General features: G+C 60.8%; 14 protein-coding genes and 2 pseudogenes. 1 reads left to right on the forward strand and 15 read right to left on the reverse strand.

The genetic code is table 11. The annotated features are described in order from the left end of the window. Positions 1-43: 43 nt before the first annotated feature. Positions 44-1066, forward strand: a complete 1023-nt coding sequence (locus V8689_RS13790) for an AraC family transcriptional regulator (RefSeq protein WP_056785702.1) — start codon at positions 44-46, stop codon at positions 1064-1066. Between the two features lie 710 nt (positions 1067-1776). Here the strand turns inward: V8689_RS13790 and V8689_RS13795 are convergent. The 15 genes and pseudogenes from V8689_RS13795 to nthB form a co-directional block, all read right to left on the reverse strand. After that, entirely contained in the window at positions 1777-2301 is a 525-nt protein-coding gene (locus tag V8689_RS13795; RefSeq protein ID WP_056785677.1) for a hypothetical protein, read from the reverse strand. Between the two features lie 208 nt (positions 2302-2509). Beyond that, positions 2510-3925, reverse strand: a complete 1416-nt coding sequence (locus V8689_RS13800) for an efflux transporter outer membrane subunit (protein WP_056785674.1) — start codon at positions 3923-3925, stop codon at positions 2510-2512. Further along, positions 3922-7101, reverse strand: a complete 3180-nt coding sequence (locus V8689_RS13805; protein WP_434520725.1) for an efflux RND transporter permease subunit — start codon at positions 7099-7101, stop codon at positions 3922-3924. The genes V8689_RS13800 and V8689_RS13805 overlap by 4 nt, the downstream gene beginning before the upstream one ends. A gap of 12 nt (positions 7102-7113) precedes the next feature. Next, complete coding sequence (gene mexE / locus V8689_RS13810; RefSeq protein WP_056785726.1) at positions 7114-8355, reverse strand: multidrug efflux RND transporter periplasmic adaptor subunit MexE; 1242 nt, start codon at positions 8353-8355, stop codon at positions 7114-7116. Positions 8356-8572: 217 nt separating this feature from the next. After that, a complete protein-coding gene (locus V8689_RS13815) occupies positions 8573-9469 on the reverse strand; it encodes a LysR substrate-binding domain-containing protein (protein WP_056785668.1) in 897 nt (298 codons plus the stop codon). Positions 9470-9556: 87 nt separating this feature from the next. Further along, positions 9557-10900 (reverse strand): TolC family outer membrane protein, encoded by a 1344-nt coding sequence (locus V8689_RS13820; protein ID WP_056785666.1) that lies wholly within the window; start codon positions 10898-10900, stop codon positions 9557-9559. A gap of 22 nt (positions 10901-10922) precedes the next feature. Beyond that, entirely contained in the window at positions 10923-12440 is a 1518-nt protein-coding gene (locus V8689_RS13825) for a DHA2 family efflux MFS transporter permease subunit (RefSeq protein WP_056785662.1), read from the reverse strand. Continuing rightward, positions 12437-13504 carry an HlyD family secretion protein gene (locus tag V8689_RS13830; RefSeq protein WP_056785659.1) on the reverse strand — a complete coding sequence of 356 codons (1068 nt, stop codon included), beginning with the start codon at positions 13502-13504 and terminating at the stop codon, positions 12437-12439. Before V8689_RS13830 ends, V8689_RS13825 begins: the two co-directional genes overlap by 4 nt. Positions 13505-13733: 229 nt before the next feature. Continuing rightward, positions 13734-14462, reverse strand: a complete 729-nt coding sequence (locus V8689_RS13835; protein ID WP_056785657.1) for an AraC family transcriptional regulator — start codon at positions 14460-14462, stop codon at positions 13734-13736. Positions 14463-15208: 746 nt separating this feature from the next. After that, the gene (locus V8689_RS13840) at positions 15209-15790 is read right to left on the reverse strand and encodes a TetR/AcrR family transcriptional regulator (protein ID WP_056785653.1); all 582 of its coding nucleotides are present in this window, start codon (positions 15788-15790) and stop codon (positions 15209-15211) included. Next, the gene (locus V8689_RS13845) at positions 15787-17427 is read right to left on the reverse strand and encodes an AMP-binding protein (protein WP_056785651.1); all 1641 of its coding nucleotides are present in this window, start codon (positions 17425-17427) and stop codon (positions 15787-15789) included. The genes V8689_RS13840 and V8689_RS13845 overlap by 4 nt, the downstream gene beginning before the upstream one ends. Positions 17428-17520: 93 nt before the next feature. Further along, positions 17521-17790: pseudogene (locus tag V8689_RS13850) on the reverse strand (methyl-accepting chemotaxis protein); the annotation flags it as partial. A gap of 48 nt (positions 17791-17838) precedes the next feature. Then, positions 17839-18789: pseudogene (locus tag V8689_RS13855) on the reverse strand (PAS domain-containing protein); the annotation flags it as partial. An 18-nt stretch (positions 18790-18807) separates the two neighbouring features. Beyond that, positions 18808-20052: a GTP-binding protein gene (locus V8689_RS13860; RefSeq protein WP_056785648.1), complete on the reverse strand. Its 1245-nt coding sequence runs from the start codon at positions 20050-20052 to the stop codon at positions 18808-18810. Next, a complete protein-coding gene (gene nthB, locus V8689_RS13865; protein WP_056785645.1) occupies positions 20049-20705 on the reverse strand; it encodes a nitrile hydratase subunit beta in 657 nt (218 codons plus the stop codon). Before nthB ends, V8689_RS13860 begins: the two co-directional genes overlap by 4 nt. Positions 20706-20735 lie beyond the last annotated feature (30 nt).

Raw genomic sequence — 20735 nt, forward strand, 5'->3', positions numbered from 1 at the left:
TGATGCAGGCCAACCACACCGCAGCCGGACAGCTCAACGCCCCATGTCGGAAAAAGACACCATCTCCATCCACCTCGTGCGCGAAGCGCTGTTGCAGAGTTGCGCGCCGGGAGCGGCCACCGTTGAGGTATTGAGTAAAGTCGGGATTGACCCGGCGTTGCTTGAGCAGCCCGACGCTCGCGTGGCGGCCACCGCCTATGCACGCCTGTGGCGTTTGCTGGCGCGGCGCAGGGATGATGAATTCTTTGGCATGGACCCGCGCAAACTCAAATCCGGCAGCCTGGCGTTCCTGTGTCGCGCCTCCATGGCGCAACCCAGCCTGGCGGCAGGCCTGGAAACCGGCTTGGGGTTTCTCTCGCTGATGCTGGAGCACCTGCCGGCCCAGCTGGTGCGGCAACAGAGCCTGGCGGAAATCGTCCTGCTTGAACCTGATGAGCCCAAGCGTGCGTTTACCTACTTCACCTATTGGATGATCGTCCACGGCGTCGCCTGCTGGCTGGCCGGGCGGCGCATTCCGATCCTCGCCATTGAGCTGCGTTGCGCGCAGCCGGACTTCTGTGACGATTATCAGGTGATGTTTTCTGACAACCTGCGCTTTGATCGACCACGCACCCGCATGATCTTTTCCGCTGATTGCCTGGACCTGCCGATCAAGCGCAGCCCGCAGGAGCTCCAACGTTTCCTGGCCCATGCACCGGCTAACATCCTGGTCAAATACCGCGACCCCGAAAGCCTCGCCACGCGCATCAAGCACGACCTTCGGCAGATGCCCCCCGACACCTGGCCGGAAACCGAGGGGCTTGCCGCCAGGTTGTGTATTTCTGCGTCCACACTACGCCGCCGCCTGGCGGAAGAAGGGCAGACCTATCAGGGCCTCAAGGACAGCGTGCGCAAGGAACTGGCGATTGTGTGGCTGGCTGAACCGCAGATCAGCTTTGCGGAAATTGCCACGCGGTTGGGGTTTGCCGATGCGAGTTCGTTTTATAAGGCGTTTCGTAAGTGGGCGGGATCGAATCCGGGGCATTATCGGAGCTTGATTTTGAATGAAATAACGCCTGAGAAGTAAGCCGAGCGCGGGCCTAGGAAGCAACTGACAGCGCCCTTCACTTAAGTATGACAGAACGATCCTTATTGTTTTTAGGAAGTGGCTGGCATATTCGGAGCAAAAAATCGAGTACGGTTTACATACGATCCTACCCGGCGACTGGCACCAAATCATGAATGGTTTCAGTTTGGATGGATCGCACTCTTAACGGTGAGGGATCGCATTTGATGAGTGAGAAGGGGTGATAGTGACCTTCATGCGTTAAGTTCTCGAGTCATACTTTATGGTGAGCTTATGAGAAGTTTAATTGCATTACCCTTTGCTGCGTTACTGTTGCTGTCTGCTCAAGCGTCTGCACTGTGCTTGAGTGTTTCCGAAAGCTTTGGCGGAATAGTCGAGCCGGATAGTGAAATAACCGCCCATGGCCCATTCTCGATAACCGGTAGCAACGGTTGTTCTGGTGCGAACATTGATGCCATGGTTTCAACCGGTGGGTCGGGTCGGGCTCCTCAAATTTCTATTGAGCGCGAAGTTGGCTCTGCTTGGACAAAGGTAGCGGCTAATCCTTTGTCACCTCGCGTTTCTTGGCTGGGGTCTTTCGGTACATATCGAGTCAGGGTGCATAATCCTGAGGCTGTATCAAAAACCTATTCAGGAACCGTCAGATACGGGCGTTAAGTGACAGGGAAAGCAGTGTGCCGCGGCACCTGTAGCACACTGCTTTTTCCCAGTCAGGCATGCTCTTCCACCGATAAATCGTCTTTTGGAGAGTGGGCGAAATATAAAAGAGCATTAATCGCTCGATTAGCATCTACCATGCCTTGTATATATTCAGGAATACCCTGTGAGCGCCTTACGTCTGGGTTGCTGTCCACGAAGGCAAGATAATCCTGCAGTTTTTCGTCGAACAGCGCTATTGCATTAAACTTAACATGTGTGTTTGTTTGTCTGCCGTTGGCATCCGACGCTCCGTCACCAGCGATGAAAATAAGAAATGCTTGTTCATCGATAATGTTGCTTTCGAATAGTCGTCTTCCCACCTTCTTAAGTTCATCCGTGCTGATGGATGTCATATCATAGCTTTTTAGAAACGTTTTTAAATCCGTGAGCTGCGCTCGCTTCGATATTCGCAACTCTTCAGCTGCCTGGGCTTCCTCAGTAACAGTAAACGTATTCGTCGTTCTCTCTGGGTTTTTAATTACAAAAGCATCCGTCTGCTTTGAAAGCACACCAGGCATTACCACTCTCATGTCCATGCTCGTCTCCTTAATGGATGAAAGGTTCACCCTGCTATCGACGTGCTGCACGGGATATTTAGCTCATCTAAATATTTGGGAAGTTTCTTTCAGATTAGGATTACAAATATAAAAATTGACTTCAACGGCTGCAAAAAAAGCCCCACGACCGAATGGACCGCAGGGCTAAAAATTGGCTGGATGCGACCAACCAAAGGAGCTCTTTACCTCACTTGTTGCTGGCGACCACCGTATCCGGCTGCCAACCACCACCCAAGGCCTTGTAGATCGCCACAATGCCGCGATACAGATCCACTTCAGCCTGGGCCTGGGAGTCTTCAGCGGCCAGGCGTTCGCGTTGGGCGTCGAGCAGGACCAGGAAGTCCACCGTGCCTTCGCGGTAGCGGATCGCGGCGAGGTCGGCGGCGGCGCGGCTGGATTCGCTTTGGCGGATCAGCGAGACCAGGCGTTGCTGGCGCTTGCCGTAATCGCTGAAGGCGTTCTCGGACTCTTCCAATGCCAGCAACACTTGCTGTTCATAGGTCGCCAAGGCACCATCGGCTTCGGCATTCGCACCGCGCAAACGCGCGCGCACGCTGCCTAGGTCAAACGCGGCCCAGGTGATGCTCGGGCCCAGTGACCAGGCATTCGCGGCGGCCGAGCCGATCTGCGAACCGCGGCCGGCGGTGAAGCCGAGGAAGCCGCTGAGGCTCACCCGTGGGAACAGATCGGCCTTGGCCACGCCGATACGTGCGGTGGCGGCGGCCAGTTTGCGTTCGGCGCTGAGGATGTCCGGGCGCCGTTGCAGCAGTTGCCCCGGGTCGCCAACTGGCAACGCCTTGGCAATCGCTGGCAGGTCTTTGGGGCTCAGGTCCACGCTCAGTTTGTCGGGGCGCTGGCCGAGGAGGGTGGCGATGCGGTTGCGCTCGCGCACTTGTTCGGCCTGCAGTTGCGGCACGCTGGCTTCAACCGCTGCCAGGCGGGCGTCGGCGCGCTCGACGTCGAGCTGGTCACCCACGCCGGCATCGCGCAGGCTGACGGTGATGGTGCGCGATTCCTGCTGGTTCTTCAGGTTGTCCAGGGCGATGCGTTCACGCAGTTGCGCACCGCGCAGTTGGCCGTAGGCATCCACCAGCTCGGCAATCATGGTGACTTGCAGTTGGTACAGGTCGGCTTCGGCCACCTGTTGGTCGGCGTCGCTGGCCTCCAGGTTGCGGCGGATACGCCCGAACAAATCCACTTCCCAGGCCATGTCCAGGCCCAGGTCGTAGCGCTCACTGTTGACACGCTTGGTGGTCTGGCCGGGAATCTGGCCCTTGCCCACATCGCTGCTGGCGCGGGAGGTGACCACCGGCATGATGTCGTTGGCCGCATCATCACGGATGGCCCGTGCCGCCCGCAGACGTGCAAAGGCCACGCGCAAATCACGGTTGCCGCTCAGGGACTGGGTCACCAACTGGTTGAGGGTCGGGTCGTCGAACTGCTGCCACCAGATGCCTTCGTATTTGGCGTGGTCGTAGCTCTTGGTGTCGGCGGCGGCCGTGATGTTGGCCGCCTCCAGTTGCTGGGTCTTGTAGTCCGGGCCTACGGCACAGGCGGCGAGCGCCAGCACCAGCAGGCTCGGCAGGAATATTTTCACACTCATTGCTGCGTCTCCAGCTTCAAGGCCTTGGCCGCTTTGCGCGCGTCTTGGCGCTCGACATAGCGACGGATCAGTACGTAGAACACTGGCGTCAGCAACAGACCGAAGAAGGTCACACCGATCATCCCTGAGAACACCGCTACGCCCATGGCATGGCGCATCTCGGCGCCGGCACCGCTGGAAAGCACCAGTGGCACCACACCCATGATGAATGCGAACGAGGTCATCAGGATCGGCCGCAGACGCAGGCGGCAGGCTTCCAGTACCGCGGCGAGCGGGTCGAGGCCTTCCTGCTGTTTATCCTTGGCGAACTCGACGATCAGAATCGCGTTCTTGCACGCCAGGCCCACCAGTACGATCAGGCCGATCTGGGTGAAGATGTTGTTGTCGCCGCCCGAGATGATCACCCCGGTGATGGCCGACAGCAGTGTCATCGGTACGATCAGGATTACCGCCAGTGGCAGGCTCCAGCTTTCGTATTGGGCCGCGAGCACCAGGAACGCCAGCAGTACGCAAAGCGGGAACACGAACAGCGCGGTATTGCCCGAGAGGATTTGCTGATAGGTCAGGTCGGTCCACTCGTAGGTCATGCCGTTGGGCAGTTCATCTTTGAGCAGTTTTTCAATCGCGGCCTGGGCCTGGCCAGAGCTGTAGCCCGGCGCGGCGTTGCCGTTGATTTCTGCGGTGATGAAGCCGTTGTAGTGCATCACGCGATCCGGGCCCGAGGTGTCGCTGACCTTGATAAAGGTCGCCAGGGGGATCATCTCGCCTCTGTTATTGCGCACTTTCAACTGGCCGATCTGGTCGGCGTCCTGGCGGAACTGTTGCTCAGCCTGCACGTTGACCTGATAGGTGCGCCCGAAGCGGTTGAAGTCGTTGGCATACAACGAGCCCAGGTAGACCTGCAGGGTGTCGAAGATGTCACTGATCGCCACGCCGTGGGTCTTGGCCTTTTCGCGGTCGATGGCCGCGTCCACTTGCGGCACGTTCACCGTGTAGCTGGTAAACAGGCCGAACAGCTCAGGCACGCCGTGGCTCTTGGCGATGACGTTCTGCACTTCTTTGTACAGCTCGTCATAGCCGAGGTTGCCACGGTCTTCGATCTGCAGGCGGAAACCACCGATGGTGCCCAGGCCTTGTACCGGCGGCGGCGGGAAGATCGCCATGTAGGCTTCTTCGATATTGGCGTATTGGCCGTTCAGTGCACCGGCAATCGCACCGGCAGACATGCTTGGGTCTTTGCGCTCATCGAAGGGCTTCAAGGTCACGAACACGATGCCGCTGTTCGGGCTGTTGGTGAACCCGTTGATCGACAGGCCCGGGAAGGCAATCGCAGCTTCCACGCCGGGTTGTTTCAGGGCGATCTCCGACATGCGCTTCATCACGTTTTCGGTGCGGTCCAGGCTTGCGGCGTCGGGCAATTGGGCGAAGGCCACCAGGTATTGCTTGTCCTGGGCCGGTACGAAACCGGTCGGCGTGTGGGCAAACCCGAAGAACGTCAGCACCATCAAACCTGCGTAGACGAACAAGGCAATACCGCTGCCGCGAATCACTCGGCGCACGGTGCCCACGTAGCCATGGCTGGCCTTTTCGAAAAAGCGGTTGAAGGGACGGAACAGCCAGCCACCGAAGACCTTGTCGAGGAACTTGGAAAAACGGTCCTTCGGCGCGTCGTGACCGCGCAGCAACACAGCGGCCAGGGCAGGGGACAGGGTCAGGGAGTTGAACGCCGAGATCACGGTTGAGATCGCGATGGTCAAGGCGAACTGCTTGTAGAACTGCCCGGTCAAGCCACTGATAAAGGCGGCCGGAATGAACACCGCACACAGCACCAGCGCGGTGGCGATGATGGGGCCGGTCACTTCACTCATGGCTTTTTCGGTCGCCGGGAAGGGCTCCAGGCCCAGCTCGATATTGCGCTCGACGTTCTCCACCACCACGATGGCGTCGTCCACCACGATACCGATGGCCAGTACCAGGCCAAACAATGACAGGGCGTTGAGTGAGAACCCGAACAGGTGCATCACCGCAAACGTACCGATCAACGAAACCGGCACCGCCACCAAGGGGATGATCGAGGCGCGCCAGGTCTGCAGGAACAGGATCACCACCAGCACCACAAGGATCAGTGCTTCAAACAGGGTATGCACTACCGCCTCGATGGAGCCGCGTACAAAGATGGTCGGGTCATAGGCGATGCGATAATCCATCCCCGCCGGAAAGCTCTTTTTCAGCTCAGCCATCTTGCTGCGCACATCGTTGGAGATGTCGATGGCATTGGAGCCGGGGCGCTGGAAAATCGGAATCGCGACAGCGGGCTGGTTATCGATCAGCGAGCGCAGCGCGTATTGGCTGGAGCCCAGTTCGACCCTGGCGATGTCGTTGAGGCGCGTGATTTCACCGTTGGCGCCGGCACGAATCACGATGTTCTCGAACTCTTCTTCAGTGACCAGGCGGCCCTGGGTATTCACCGACAACTGGAAGCTGGTGTCACTCGGCGCCGGCTGGGCGCCCAGGGCACCGGCTGCCACCTGGCGGTTCTGCTCGCGGATCGCTGTGACCACGTCGGTCGCCGTCAGGTTGCGCGAAGCGGTTTTGTTCGGATCGAGCCACACGCGCAGGGAGTAGTCGCCCATGCCGAACAACTGCACGTCACCGACGCCGCCCAGGCGTGCCAGTTCATCCTTGATATTGAGGATCGCGTAGTTGGACAGGTACAGCATGTCGTAGCGCTGATCCGGGGAGGTCAAGTGCACCACCATGGTCAGGTCGGGGGAGGCTTTGTCCACGGTAATACCGATGCGGGTCACTTCCTCCGGCAGCTTGGGCTGGGTGCGCGTCACCCGGTTTTGCACCTGCACCTGCGCGTTGTCCAGGTCGGTGCCCAGGGCGAAGGTGATGGTCAGGGTCAGCTTGCCGTCAGCAGTGGACTGTGAGGACATGTACAGCATGTTCTCGACGCCAGTGATGGCCTGCTCCAACGGCGCGGCCACGGTTTCACCGATGACTTTGGGGTTGGCCCCGGGGAAGTTGGCGCGCACCACCACGGTCGGCGGCACCACTTCCGGGTATTCGCTGATCGGCAGTTGGAACAGCGAAATTGCACCGGCGATCAGGATCAGCAGCGACAGCACCGCTGCGAAGATCGGCCGTGAAATGAAGAACTTGGAAAAATTCATCTTAAGTATCCCTTAACCGCGTGGAGCCGCGACGCTTGCGAGCTTGGGCGCTGCGGTTTGCGGCGCTACTTGCTCCAGGTTGCTGGCTTCAAGCGCTTGTCGTTGTTGGGCCAAGGCGGCGAGGGTTTCCTTGCTGGCCATCGGGATGGTTTCCGGCGCGACCGGCGAGCCTGGGCGCACACGTTGCAGGCCCTTGACGATCACGGTGTCGTCCTTGGTCAGGCCACTGCGCACGATGCGCAAACCTTCGATTTTCGGCCCCAGTTCCACCGCGCGATAAGCCGGCTTGTCGCCGTCCATCACCAGTACGAATTTCTTGCCCAGGTCGGTGCCGACGGCTTCGTCGTTGATCAACACCGCCGAATAGGTACCGCTGCCGACCAGCTTCAAGCGCGCATACAGGCCAGGGGTGTATTCGCCCTTGCTGTTATCGAACACCGCACGGCCACGGATGGTGCCGGTGGCCGGGTTGACCTGGTTGTCGACGAAGTTCATCTGGCCCAGGTGCGGGTTGCCGGTTTCGTTGGACAGGCCCAGGTACACAGGGGTGGTAGCGCCACGCCGGCCTTCACGGGCCAGTTCGGTGTACTTGAGGAACACGCGCTCATCGGCGTCGAAGTAGGCGTAGACCTTGTCGGTGGACACCACGCTGGTGAGCGCAGTGGTATCGGCGGTGACCAGGTTGCCGGCGGTGATTTCGGCACGGCTGACGCGGCCACTGATGGGCGAGGTTACGCGGGTGAAGCTCAGGTTCAGCTTGGCCAGGTCCAACTGCGCCTGTATCCCGGCCATGGCGGCGCGGGCTTCCTGGGCGGCGGTGGTGCGCGAGTCGGCCAGTTCGGCGGAGATCGCATTGCTCTGGCGCAGGCGCTCGCCACGTTGCGCTTCATTTTCACTGCGGGTGGCGGCGGCTTTGGTCTGCGCTAGCTGGGCTTCGAGGCGGCGCACTTCGGCCTGGAACGGGCGAGGGTCGATCTGGAACAGCAGGTCGCCTTTCTTCACCAGCGCGCCTTCGGTGAACGCCACCTGATCAATCTGCCCGGACACTCGCGGACGAATCTGCACGGTTTCCGGCGCTTCAAGGCGCCCGGTGAACTCGTCCCATTCGTTGACCGGTTGTTCCAACACTTTGGCCACGCTGACCTTGGCAGGAGGCATGGCGGCCGCTTGTTCGGGAGACTTGCCGCACGCGCTCATCACCACCACGGCCAAGATCGCCAGGGGGAAGCGCAAATGTTTGAGTGACTGTTCCATGAGGTGCATCCGCCAATGTATTTGAGATGGGCGGATCATGCGCGGGGAGGCGGTGTGTCACGAATCGAATGAAGCAAAGGTAACTATCATTCGGAATGATATAAGCGCGGAGTCAGCCCTCTAGCATGGGGGTTTTGTTAGGGAGCTATCAATGTGATTGATGACAAAAGACTGTTGCCCTGGGTGCAAGGAACTTTCCCAGCAACGCGTGGGAGCCTCACGGCGCGTCAAACGCATCGCCCAGAAAGTCGATCAAGGACCGCACCGACGGCATGAGCCCGCGCCTGGAGGGGAACACGGCGGTGATCACGCCCTCAGCGGGTTGCCATGCAGGCAAGACGGCAATCAGGCGGCCATCGGCCAGTTCCTCTTTCACCACCATCCTCGGCAGGTTGGCGATGCCCACGCCCGCCAGTGCTGCATTTTTCAGGGTGGACATGTCATCACTGATCAGGCGTGGCGTGTGCAACACCTGCGCCGTGGTGCCGTCCGGGCCGGTCAGTTCCCACAGGTACTGAAGCAACGGGTTGCCCCAATGGATAGACGGCAGTCCGACAAGGTCGGCAGGTACCAAGGGCAGGGGAGCGCTCTGCAAAAAAGTCGCGCTCGCCACCAGCACTTGAGGACTTTTAGCCAGCACTTTCATGACCAGCTCACTGCTTTCCAGCGGCGGGAAACACAGGTTCAAGGCCATGTCATAGCCTTCGCTGATGATGTCGACCTTGCGGTTGAAGCTTTTCACGTTCAGTTCGACGCTGGCGCATTGGGCCATGAATTGGGCGAGCATCGGCGCCACCCAGTAGTTGAGCAGTGCGGTGGTGCAGCTCAAGCGGATCACGCCGCGTGGCTCTGATTTGTTGAAGGCAATCACATCTTCGGCCGACTCGGCCTCGCTAATCATCGCCACGCAATGGCGATAGTAGGCCAAGCCGATATCGGTGACCTGGAACTGGCGCGTCGAACGCTGTATCAGCCGTGCCCCCAGCCTGGCTTCAAGCTGGCTGACCCTGCGGCTCAAGGTCGATTTGGGCAGGTTCAACGCTCGACCCGCCGCCGCAAAACCGCCGTGCTCGACCACCTTGGCGTAGAGGAAGAGTTCGTTGAGGTCGAACATGGGCAGTGTTCCATTTTTGAGATGCCCAAGCTTAATCCAAATCAGCCCTCACGTTGAACGAATGTCAGCGCACTACAGATCAGCGCGTCAGTTCAGCGTATGACTGATATCCCGCAGGCGCGCGTCGCTCAGGTTGCCGGTGGATGCCAGCAGGTGCAACTGCGCCATCAGAATCGCATAGCGTTGTTGGGCCAGGCGTTGCTGGGTATCGGTGACTTTCTGTTGGGCATCCAGCACATCGGTGTTGATACGCGAGCCGGCTTCGAAGCCGTGGGTGACGGCGGTAAGGTTGATCTGGCTGGAATTCAACGCCTGCTTGAGTGCCTGGTATTGGCTCATGCCATTGGTGACTTGCAGGTAGGCCTGACGTGCCTTCAGGCCGGCGTTGCGGCGTGCATCTTCGACTTCGTCCGCCGCCTTGCTTTGCAGTGCATGGGCTTCGCGCACGCGACTGCTGGTGCGGCCACCGCTGTACAGTGGAACGCTCAGTTTGACCCCGACCACGGTCTGGTTATAGCGGTTTTCCTGCAACGTCACATCGTAGACATCACCGCCGACAGAGGCGAAGCGGCCATGGGCGGCGATCAGATCCAGGGTCGGCAAATGCCCGGCCCGTTCCTTGTCGATGTCCATTTCGGCCAGGCGCTGGGCAATCTGCGCCGCCTGTACGGCGAGGTTACCCTGTTGCGCGGTCGTGGCCCAATCATCGATGGCAGCGGGCACCGGGGCATTGAACTGCGGCTCTTTACCGGACCACGGGCCGGCCTGCGCGGCAGTCAATTGGGTGAGTGTTTCGTTGGCAATGTCCAGTGCGCCACGGGCAGCAATCTGCTCGGCGAATGCCTGGTCGTACTTGGCCTGCACCTGGGCGAGCGCGTTTGCGGTGGTGGCGCCGTCGGCCAGCAGTCGCTGGCTGCGCGTTTGGCTCTCGCGCAGGGTTTGTAGCTGTTGTGTGCGGGTGTTCAACAGTTCCTGATTGAGCAGCACGTCGAAATAAGCGCGGGCGACGCGCAGCATCAGCGCTTGGCGCGCCTGTTCGGTGTGCAGTTCACTGGCGCTGATCAACAGTTTGCTTTGGTCGTGGGCAATCACATTCTGCCAACGCAGCAGCGGCTGTGTGAGGACCACGGCGTAGGCGTTGGTGTTATTGCGATTGCGATGATAATCGGACGAATCCTCTGCATCGACCCAGGCCGCGCCGCCAGTGACAGACAGGTCCGGCAGCAGGTTGGCACGGCTTTGCGGTTCCTTTTCTGCCGTGGCCAACTGCTGGGCCTGTGCGGCGGCGAACTGCATGTCGTGGGTCAGCGCCTTCTGGTACAGGTGGTACAAGTCATCTGCCGATACCTGGGTGGGCGCGCAGGCGAGTGCCAGCCAATACAGCGGCATAAGCAGCGGGGTGGTGTTGAGATGCAGGCCTGGAATACGCAAGGGGTGTGCTCCACTGAAAAGTTTATCGACTGATCTGGCTTCTGCGCATCATCAGCACCATGGGAATGCCGATGGCCATCACCGCTCCCAAGGTGCCGAACAGCATGCTGAACGCCAGCATTTGCCCTTGTTCGCGCGCTTGCAGATAAGGCATCAGCGCCAGGGCTTGTTGATGGCTCGCCAGGCCCAGGGAAAGAAACAAAGGGTCGGTTTCCACACCTCCCCAGCCGCTGGCCACCAGGCTCGATTCGGTGACATGTTCGGAAAGCAGGCGGTAGCGTTCCCACGAGAACCGTGTGAGCAAGGTGGCTGCGATGGCGATGCCAACGCTGCCGCCCAACTGGCGCATCAGGTTGAGTACGCCGGAGGCGCCGGAGATCAATGTCAGCGGCTGGCGACGCATTGCCAGGTTGGTCAGCGGCACGAAGATCATGCCCAGGCCCAGGCCGCGGATCACCAAGGGCCAGTACAGCGAGTCGGGGTTACTGTCGAGGGTGAACTGGGTGTGCAGGAACATCGCATAGCAGTACATGACAATGCCCAGGGTGACGAACACACGCTCGTCGATCTTGTTTTCCTGGGACAGTTTGCCGATCACCAAGGTGCTGATGGCGCTGGCCACTGCCCCGGGGAAAATCACTAGCCCGCTCTGGTAAGCGCTTTGCGCCAGTAAGGTCTGCAAGAACAGCGGCACCATGAACAACGTGCTGTACAGCCCGAAGCCCACGCAGAACGCACAGATGCACCCCATCAGGAACTCGCGGTTCTGGAACAGCGCGACATTGACGATCGGGTTGGCCACACGCCGCTCCCACCAGAAGAAGCCCACCAGGCTGAAGCTGCTGAGCAACAGGCAGGCCACGGTCCAGTTGGACGCCATCCAGTCCCAGTGTTCGCCGCGCTCCAGCAGGATCTGCAGGCTGCCCACGCCCAGGGCCAGCAAGCAGAAGCCGCTGTAGTCGACGCTGGAAGGCTTTTGTTCGTTGGGCGAGTCGTTAATACACAGCCAGCACAGCAACAAGGCCACGGCACCGATCGGCAAGTTGATCAAGAAGATCCAATGCCACGACAAGGTGTCGATCAGGTAGCCGCCGACGGTCGGACCCAAGGTGGGCCCCATCATCACGCCCACGCCGTACAGCGCCATGCCGCTGCTGACCTTTTCCTTGGGGAAGACGTCGTAGATGATTGCCTGGGAAATCCCCAGCAACCCGCCGCCCGCCAGGCCTTGCAGCACCCGGAACGCGACCAGTTGCCAGAGTTCGGCAGACATCGCGCAGCCCAATGATGCCAGCACGAACAGCGCGGTAGAGACCAGGTAGTAAGTGCGCCGGCCGAACCACGCCGACAGCCAGCCACTGACCGGAAGAATCACCACGTTGGCCACCACATAACCGGTGGACACCCAGGAGATTTCATCCACCGACGCCCCGTAGGTGCCCATCAGGCTGGGAATCGCTACGTTGACAATGGTGACATCGAGCAACTCCATCATCGAGACCAGCGTGACGGTCAGCGCAATCAGGTAAGGCGACTTCATAGCGTGTGGCCGGTGTCGTCAGGTGCGGCCACTTCGACAAACACGCTCATGCCCGGGCTCAACAGCGGCTTGTAGTCATCCGGCACATCGTTGAGCGCGATGCGCACCTGCACGCGCTGTACCACCTTGGTAAAGTTGCCCGTGGCATTCTCCTGGGGCAGCAATGAGAACTTCGCCCCGGTGGCCGGTGCCAGGCTTTCGACGACGCCTTCGAAGGCGTGCCCGGGGAAGGCGTCCACGGTGACGCGGGCATTCTGGCCCACGCGCACGCGGCCCACCTGGGTCTCCTTGAAGTTGGCGGTAATCCACAGTGGGTCGGTGGCGATCAGGCTCATGAGCTTTTGGCCAGCCACCACAAACTGGCCGGGTTCCACCTCTTTTTTCGAGACAATGCTGCGCATCGGCGCGGTCTGGCGGGTGTCGTTGAGCTGGATCCTGGATTGCTCCAGCTCAGCTTGCGCGGCCGCGATCCGATAGTCCTGCACCTTGAGTTCGGCCTTGTTGGCCAAGGTACTTTGGGCGGCGGCCTGGGCGTTGCTGCGTGCCACCTCCTGGGCATGGCTGAGGGCGTCGAAACGCGCCTTGGCCACTTCCAGGTCCTGGGTGCTCAGCACGCCTTGGGCGCCGAGGCGACGGGCACGCTGGTAGTCGTTGCGCGCTTGCTCAAGGTTGGCGCTCGCTTGAGCCAGGGCCGCCTGCGCGGCCTCGCGCATGGCCACCGCGCCGAGCACCTGGCTGTCCAGCGCCCCCGGCAGGCCCGCGCGCCCGGCGGCGGCGAGCAGCGCTTGCCACTGTGCTTCGCGCTGCTGCAACTGGTAGCGGTATTCATTGTCGCGGATCTGAAACAGCAGGTCGCCGCTCTGTACCGTGACGTTGTCCACCACCGGCACACTGATCACCACGCCCGAGAGCTTGGCCCGTACCGGGATGATCACCCCGTCGAGTTCGGCGTTGTCGGTGCTCACGTAGGTGCTGGAATACTGCCAGCGCTGCCAGCCTAATATCAGCAACCCGCCGACCACGACGCCGCACAGCGTCAGTTTTATCAACTTGCCTTTGGTCATGTGGTACTCCCTGTCGATGCGCGTTGGGGTCAAGCAGGCTCAGAAACGGTGTGGACCTCCCGCGCAGGGCGACCCACTGTGGGCTGGGCACTTTCGGCCAAGTAGTCGATTCGCAGACACGGGCGTCCGGGCGTACACTCTTTTATTCACTTTCAGTGGGGCTGAGTGTTCTGCTGGAGGGGGTTGACGTTGTTGCGAATCAGATGCGATGGATGTTGGCGTTTTGCTGTCAGTGCGTCTTGAACGAAACGCTTGTCTTGCGCAAAACCTCAGCGGCAGTGCGCGGCGTCATGCCAATCATGCGGCGCATCATGCGGGCCAGGTGCGCCTGGTCGGAGAAACCGCCGTCGGCAGCGGCGTCCGACAACGTCGAACCCCCGGCCAGGGATTTGGAGGCCCGTTCCAATTTGTTCCAGATGATCCACTGGGAGAGGGAAACACCCATCTGGTGGGTGGCGACGCAGCGCAAGCGCGGGCTGGACAACCCCACCGCCTGGGCAGCGCGACTGACGCAACCTGGGCCGTCGCGGTCCAGACGCAGAATATTCAAGGCTTTGTGAAGCCTATGGTCGATCGGCGGGGTAATTGCCAGTAAACGCGAGAGGGCGTCGACAAAGTGTGACAAGGAGGTACTACGACGAAAACACTCCAGCAGTTCATCACTGGCCAAGGCGATGCCATCGTCTTGCAGCAGCGCATTGAGCGCACGGCCCAACGCCGTGTCCGGGCTGACATACAAAAATGCCACCGGATGACTCTCGGCCACGGCACGGTGCTCGACGTTGGGACCGATGATCACGCCTGCCGCACGGATCACCTTTCCTGGCAGTTCCAGGGTGGCGGGTTGGCCTACGCCGATGCACAGTTGGATGGCGACATGGGAGTGAGCAGTGTTTTGATCCGCACGGCCAATGTAGCCGGCCCATGAGTCGCCAAAGGTAACGCTGCCATCCCACATTTGAAGTCTTCCTTGACGTATTGGGTGAATGTTCGACGCGTGCAGGGTAGGCCTGCGCAGGTTTGGATTCAAGCGGGGAGCGGGTCGGACGCAAGACAGTCGTCACTCAGACTTAATAGGCGCTGATGCTAATTCTATAATTTTGGGCGCTAACTGGCGCAAAAAGTGATAAGTACAGGTTATGTTGGATTTAAGCTTCAGCAAGCCGAGTGAAGTCGTCAAGCGCCTCTAGAGCGCTTGGTGCTGGACATGAATACAACTTCGGGATGGCGCCGAACCTGTGGCGAGGGAGCTTGCTCCCGCGACGGCCTGACAGCCGACGCCTACCTACCTGACACCCTAACGATCCAACTGTGGGAGCTGGCTTGCCTGCGAAGACGGCCTGACAGCCGACCGGGATGTTGGATTTGACCGCGTACATATCCGTTATTTAGGTAACGGCCACTTAGGGTTCCGCCCTGACGGCGGCTCACTTTTGAAAAGCGCAAAAGTAAGCAAAACGCTCTTGCCCCACCACTCGGCACCTCGCTTAGGCTCGGTGTGCCCGTAATCCGCCAGTGATTTGGGGGGCCGCCGCCACGCGCCATCCATGGCGCGAGGCGGCTAAACCGGCATCCCTGCCGGTTTACCCCCCAAATCCCTGTCGAATTCCGGCCAGCGTGGTTTGACGGGGCGCCTGAGATCAAGATCAAAAGCAGATCAAGAGCGGCTCGCTTCGCATCGTGGTTACCGTTGGGTGTGGTCACTCATGGCAGGGAATTTATCGCCTTTATGACCGCATCGGCGATGGTCTTTGTAATAAGCCGTCGCTGACGGTGATCAATCGTCGGGCTCAGCCATGTGGGCAGGCTGTTCAGCACGGGCAGAATCGCCGTGAGCGCGCCCTCGCGCAACGGCCCGCCGGGCTGATGGCCCAGTTGGCCGACCACCTTCATGAGTTCCGACTCGTAGGCTAGCCTCAATCGCTCAACGCTCGCCTGCATCGGCGCGCCCAGGCAGTTGGCGTCCATGACCGCCAACTTGAAGTGCCCGGTCATCCGTTCATGCAATTGAAGATGGCCTTCAATCAGTTTTGCCAGGCGTTGCGCGGGTGTCAATCTACGGGTGTTGATCCGATCGACGTGCGACAACAGCGCCTGATACAGCTCTGTCAGCCACTCAAACAGCATGGCTTCCTTGCTCTCTACATGGTGATAAATCGCACCCGGGCTGATGCCAACATGCGCCGCCAATTCGCGCATGCTGACCTGGCTGAAACTACGCTCCTTGAACAGCTCCAGGGCTCTGCGCTGGAACTCCGAGCGGCTGAGCGCGGGAGCCGTCCTCATGTGTCGAGTGCCTGCTGTTTGGCAATTTCCTGGTTGCGCAGGATGAACCGCTGCAACTTGCCACTGGGGGTCTTGGGCAGTTGCTCGACGAACTCGATTTCCCGTGGGTATGCATGCGCGGCCAGGCGCTGTCGCACATGCAGGCGCAACACTTCCGCCAACTCGACACTGGGCAGGTACTCACGGTTGAGCACGACAAACGCCTTGATCAGCTCGGTACGTTGCGGGTCGGGCTTGCCGATCACCGCGGTTTCGACCACCGCCGGGTGTTCGATAAGCGCGCTCTCCACATCGAAAGGCCCCACGCGGTAGCCGGACGTGGTGATCACATCGTCGTTACGGCCGACAAAGCTGATACTGCCGTCCTCATTGAGCTCCACGATATCGCCGCTCAAGTAGTAACGACCCACAAACGCCTTGGTGGGCATGTGAAGGTAGCCATTGAACCAGCACAGGGGCGAGCGCTCGCGATCCACCGCCAGGACGCCCGGCTGGCCTGTCGGTAATTCCCGCTGCGCATCGTCCAGCACGACAATCCGGTACCCCGGCACCGCATAACCGGCAGAGCCCTCACGTACCTGATGGCGTAACCCATGGTGATTGCACAGCACCATGCCGATTTCGGTTTGGCCGTAATGGTCGTGAATGACCACGCCGAGCTGTTCGGCGAACCAACGGATGACCTGCGGGTTGAGCGGTTCGCCGGCGCTGCTGACGATACGCAGTTGGCCACGCACGGCGTCGGCGAACTCGGCCCCGGCGTCAATCAGCAGGCGAAAGGCCGTAGGCGAGCCGGCCAGGTTGCTGATCCCGTACTTGGCGATAATCCGGCTGGTGCTTTGCACGGTGAAAGGGCCGTCATGGAACAGCGTGGCCCGGCCGCATGCCAGGGGGCCGGTCACTGCGTAATACAAGCCATAGGCCCAGCCGGGGTCGGCGAGGTTCCAGAAACGGTCGTCTTCGCGCAGGTCGATTGAATCGCGCATATAACTTTTGAAGGCCAGGATGGCGCTCAAAGGCACCTCCAGCGGCTTGGCCGGCCCTGTGGTGCCCGAGGTGCACATCAGCAGGAACGGTGCATGGGCATCCAGCAGCTCAGGTGTGCAGTCGGGTTGTTGATGCTCCAGCACCTCCCAAAACGCGTAGTCGCTGGGGCGCTGTGGGGTGGCGTCGGTCACGATGACGTGAGGGCAGTCGAGGAGTTCGTCCAGCTTGGGACGGTTGTGGGTGTCGGTCACGATCCAGCGCGCCTTGGAACAGTCCAGTCGCTGTTCAATGGCCTTGGGACCGAACGCGGTAAAGAGCGGTTGGTAGACCGCCCCGATGCGCCAGGTTCCCAGGATGGCGATCACCAGTTCAACCGTGCGTGGCATCAGGCCGGCGACCCGATCCCCCGGCTGCACGCCATGGGCCCGCAGGAAGTTGCCGAAGCGCGCCGCGTGCGCCTGCAGTTCGCTGAAGGTGTACTGCGTGGCGCGGCCATCGCGCGTTTCGCAATACAACGCCACGGCATTGCCTTGGGCGTGCCGGTCGCAGCATTCAATGCAGGCATTCAAGGCGCCGAGTTCGCCGTGCAAGTCCTGGGCAGCCAGGTGTAGATAATCGAAGGAAGAGACTGCTGAGTCGTAATCGCGCATAACGTACCTGATTATTATTGTTGGAATTTGTGCTGTGCCCACGCAGGCTGCGCGGGTGCGTGGATGTCGCTAGTGGTCCATCATCTGGGCCGCTTGCTGGGTCGCGTGGCTGGTCCTCGTGGCCAGCTTGCGCACTTCATCGGCGACCACCGCAAACCCGCGACCGGCTTCGCCAGCTCGCGCCGCTTCGATGGCGGCATTCAATGCCAACAGGTTGGTCTGGCTGGCAATGCCCTGGATGGTGGCGACAATCTGCGTCAGCTTGGTGAGGGTTTCCTGCATCACCTGGTGTTGTTGCGCCTGCGCCTGGCGCATCGCACTTTCTTCATGGTGGGCATGGATATCGGTGATGGCGCCCACCACCCGTTGCGGCGCGCCGTCCGGTGCGCGACGGGTTTGCCCCCGGCCGCGAAACCAGCGGTAAGTGCCATTGGTGTGTTTGAGTCGATACTCCACATCGAATGGGGTCTTGCCGCTGCGGTCGTCTACATGGGCGACGAACGCGCCGATGGCCCGTGCGCTATCCTCGGGATGCAGGCGCGAGGTCCAGCTTTCCAGGGTGTTGGGGAACTCTTCCACCGTGTTGCACCCCAGCAGCCGGCGCATCTGCGAAGACCACCAAATGGTATTGTTCGGGTTCGCCGGGTCGCCGGCCACCACCTCGATATCCCAGAGCCCGTCGTGTAGCATTTCTCGGGAAATATCGAAACGTGTGGCCGCCAGTTCGAGCGCCTCGTGGTGCAGGTACTGTTCATGAATGTCACGCACGGTTCCCCCCATGGCAAGCGCTGTGCCCTGCGCATCGCGTCGGGCGGCCCCGTTGATCCGGCACCAGCGATAGTCATTGCCGAATGCCGACTTCATCCGCACGTCGAGGGCAAAGGCCGTACGCCCGCTGCGATCGGCAAGGTGCCGGGCGAGCGCCGCCCGATGCGCGGGCTGGTCATCCGGGTGCAGTTGTTCGCTCCAGCCGCCAAATTGGTCAATCGCCTGGGCCAGGTTCGACGCAGACCCCGTCCACGTCATCGCAGCACCCGGAGCGAGGGCGGCGGCGCCATCCAGTTCCAGCTCCCAGAACCGTTCACCTGCACCCTGTGTGATCAGGGCCCAGCGCGCCTCCCACTGCAGCACCAGCTGGTCACGGCGGGCCAGGCGCTCTTCCAGTTGGCGGGTGTCCAACGTCTGTGCGCGGGCTTGCTCCTTGAGGGTTCGCCGTTCTTGCAGCAGTTGTTCGACGCTTGCCAGGATGCGGCGCAACAACGGGTGGCTTGACGACAGTGGTGTGCCTGGCTGGTCAGGCTGCTCCAGTCGGTCGGCGAGCGGCGCCAATACGCGGCGGGTGGTTCGGCTGAAAAAGAGCATGGGGCACCTCTACCTCGGTCAAGTGGGGTCAGCCTGCAAGGACGGCGTCGGCGCCGATAAGGCCAGGGAGTCAAAGGTTGTCGCCCCCGGCAGGGCCTGCCAGGCCGAGGGGCCGGCGGCGATTTCCTGAGTACTCAGCAGGCAATTGTCGAGTGCGCGCTGCAGCGCTTGGGTGTCCAGGCCCTGGCCGATAAAGACCAGCTCCTGCCGGCAATCGCCGACAATGCTGTCCCACTTGGCCATGATGCTCTGCAACCGATATTCATCCTGCGGCCATTGCGCCTGCTCGATGAAGTTCCACCAGTGCCCGACGTAGTCCCACTGGAACTGCCTGCCGCTTTGCACCAGCAGGCCGGTTTCCAAGTGCCTGCTGGCGAGCCAGAAGTAACCTTTGCTGCGCAACAGGCGCCCGATGTGCCAGGGCTGCTGGAGAAAATCGAGTAATCGCTGTGGGTGAAACGGGGCACGCTCGCGGTACACCCAGGAGGTCACGCCATAGGTGTCCGATTCAGAGGCCGGCGCGTCGTCGGCCTGCATTTTTTTCATCCAGCCGGGCGAGGCCACAAGGCTAGGCAAATCAAACAGGTGGGTGCCGAGGATGGCGGATAACTCCACGTTACCCTGAGTCATCGGTATGATCCGCGCGCTCGGGTTAAGGCCGGCGAGGATCGCGTGCACGGCCTGGTAGCCGGGCTCGTCGATCAGGTCCAGTTTGTTGACGAGAATGACGTTGGCGTACTCCACTTGCTCGATCAGCAGGTCGGTCAGATGGCGCGTGGCTGCGCCGTCGCGGGCCACGATGCCCGGCGATTGGAGCAATGCTTCAAAGCGACTGCCATCGACCACCGTCACCAAGGTGTCGAGCCGTGCCAGTTCGCTGAGGCTGAAGCCCTGCGCGTCGAGGAAGGCGAACGTCTCGGCCACCGGCATCGGCTCGGAGATCCCCGTGGACTCAATCAGCAAGTAGTTGAAACGTTGCTGGCGCGCCAGGGCGCTGATCTGCTCGAGCAAATCGGCGCGCAGCGTGCAGCAGATGCAGCCATTGCTCATCTCGATCAACTCATCGCGACCCCGGTGCAGCGTCACGTCGCGCTGCACCTGCTCGGCATCGATGTTGACCTCGCTCATATCATTGACGATGACCGCCACGCGCAGGCCGTCGCGATTGCGCAGGATATGGTTGAGCAGGGTGGTTTTGCCGGCGCCGAGGAAGCCGGAAAGCACCGTCACCGGCAGTCGGCCTGTCAGGGCGCCGTCCATCATGCGTTCACCGTGCTATCGGCGTGGTCCAGGTAGCTTTCGAACAGGTCGACCACCACGAAACCCTCATCTGCTGCGTCGCCCCAGAGCTCTTTCACGCGAAACTCGACGTGGTAGGTCGGCTGATGCGCCGCGCTCAGATCACCGTGGCCGATCGCATCAGGGAAGGGCCACTTTTGCGTAGTGCGGTGCACAACCACGCCTTCTTTGCCGCGCACGTAAGCCGGCATGCGGGTATGCCCGGCCACATACTCGTTGCGTACCACCACCCGGTCGCCCACCTCAAAGGGCGCGCGGCCGGTGATCGCTGGGCGCCCGCTGGCATGTGCGGGGTTCGCCAGCTTGAAGTGCGACCCCAGGGCCTGATCGAGTTCCGCCTGGGTGATCACACCGGTTTCTACCAGCAGGGTGGCGGTCGAGATGACATAGCGTTCGTAGTATTGGGTGCCGACATGTTGGCGCACATCCAGGCGCTCGACGGCGTGGCGCACTTCGTCCACGCTGAACTTTTTCAAGTGATCGGCGCCGACAAACATCAGGCTGTAGGCCAGGTGCTCCCAGTCCTGCTTGAACACGGGTTGGTAGCTCAGGCTGTTGATGGTGTGAGGGACTTTGCCAAAGCCTTGAAACCCACCGAGATCGTGAAAGCCATCCATTGTGAATACCTCTGAAAAATGCAAAAAACA

Source organism: Pseudomonas sp. AK181 (assembly GCF_051122975.1).
In the GTDB taxonomy this organism is placed as follows: Bacteria; Pseudomonadota; Gammaproteobacteria; order Pseudomonadales; family Pseudomonadaceae; genus Aquipseudomonas; species Aquipseudomonas lactis.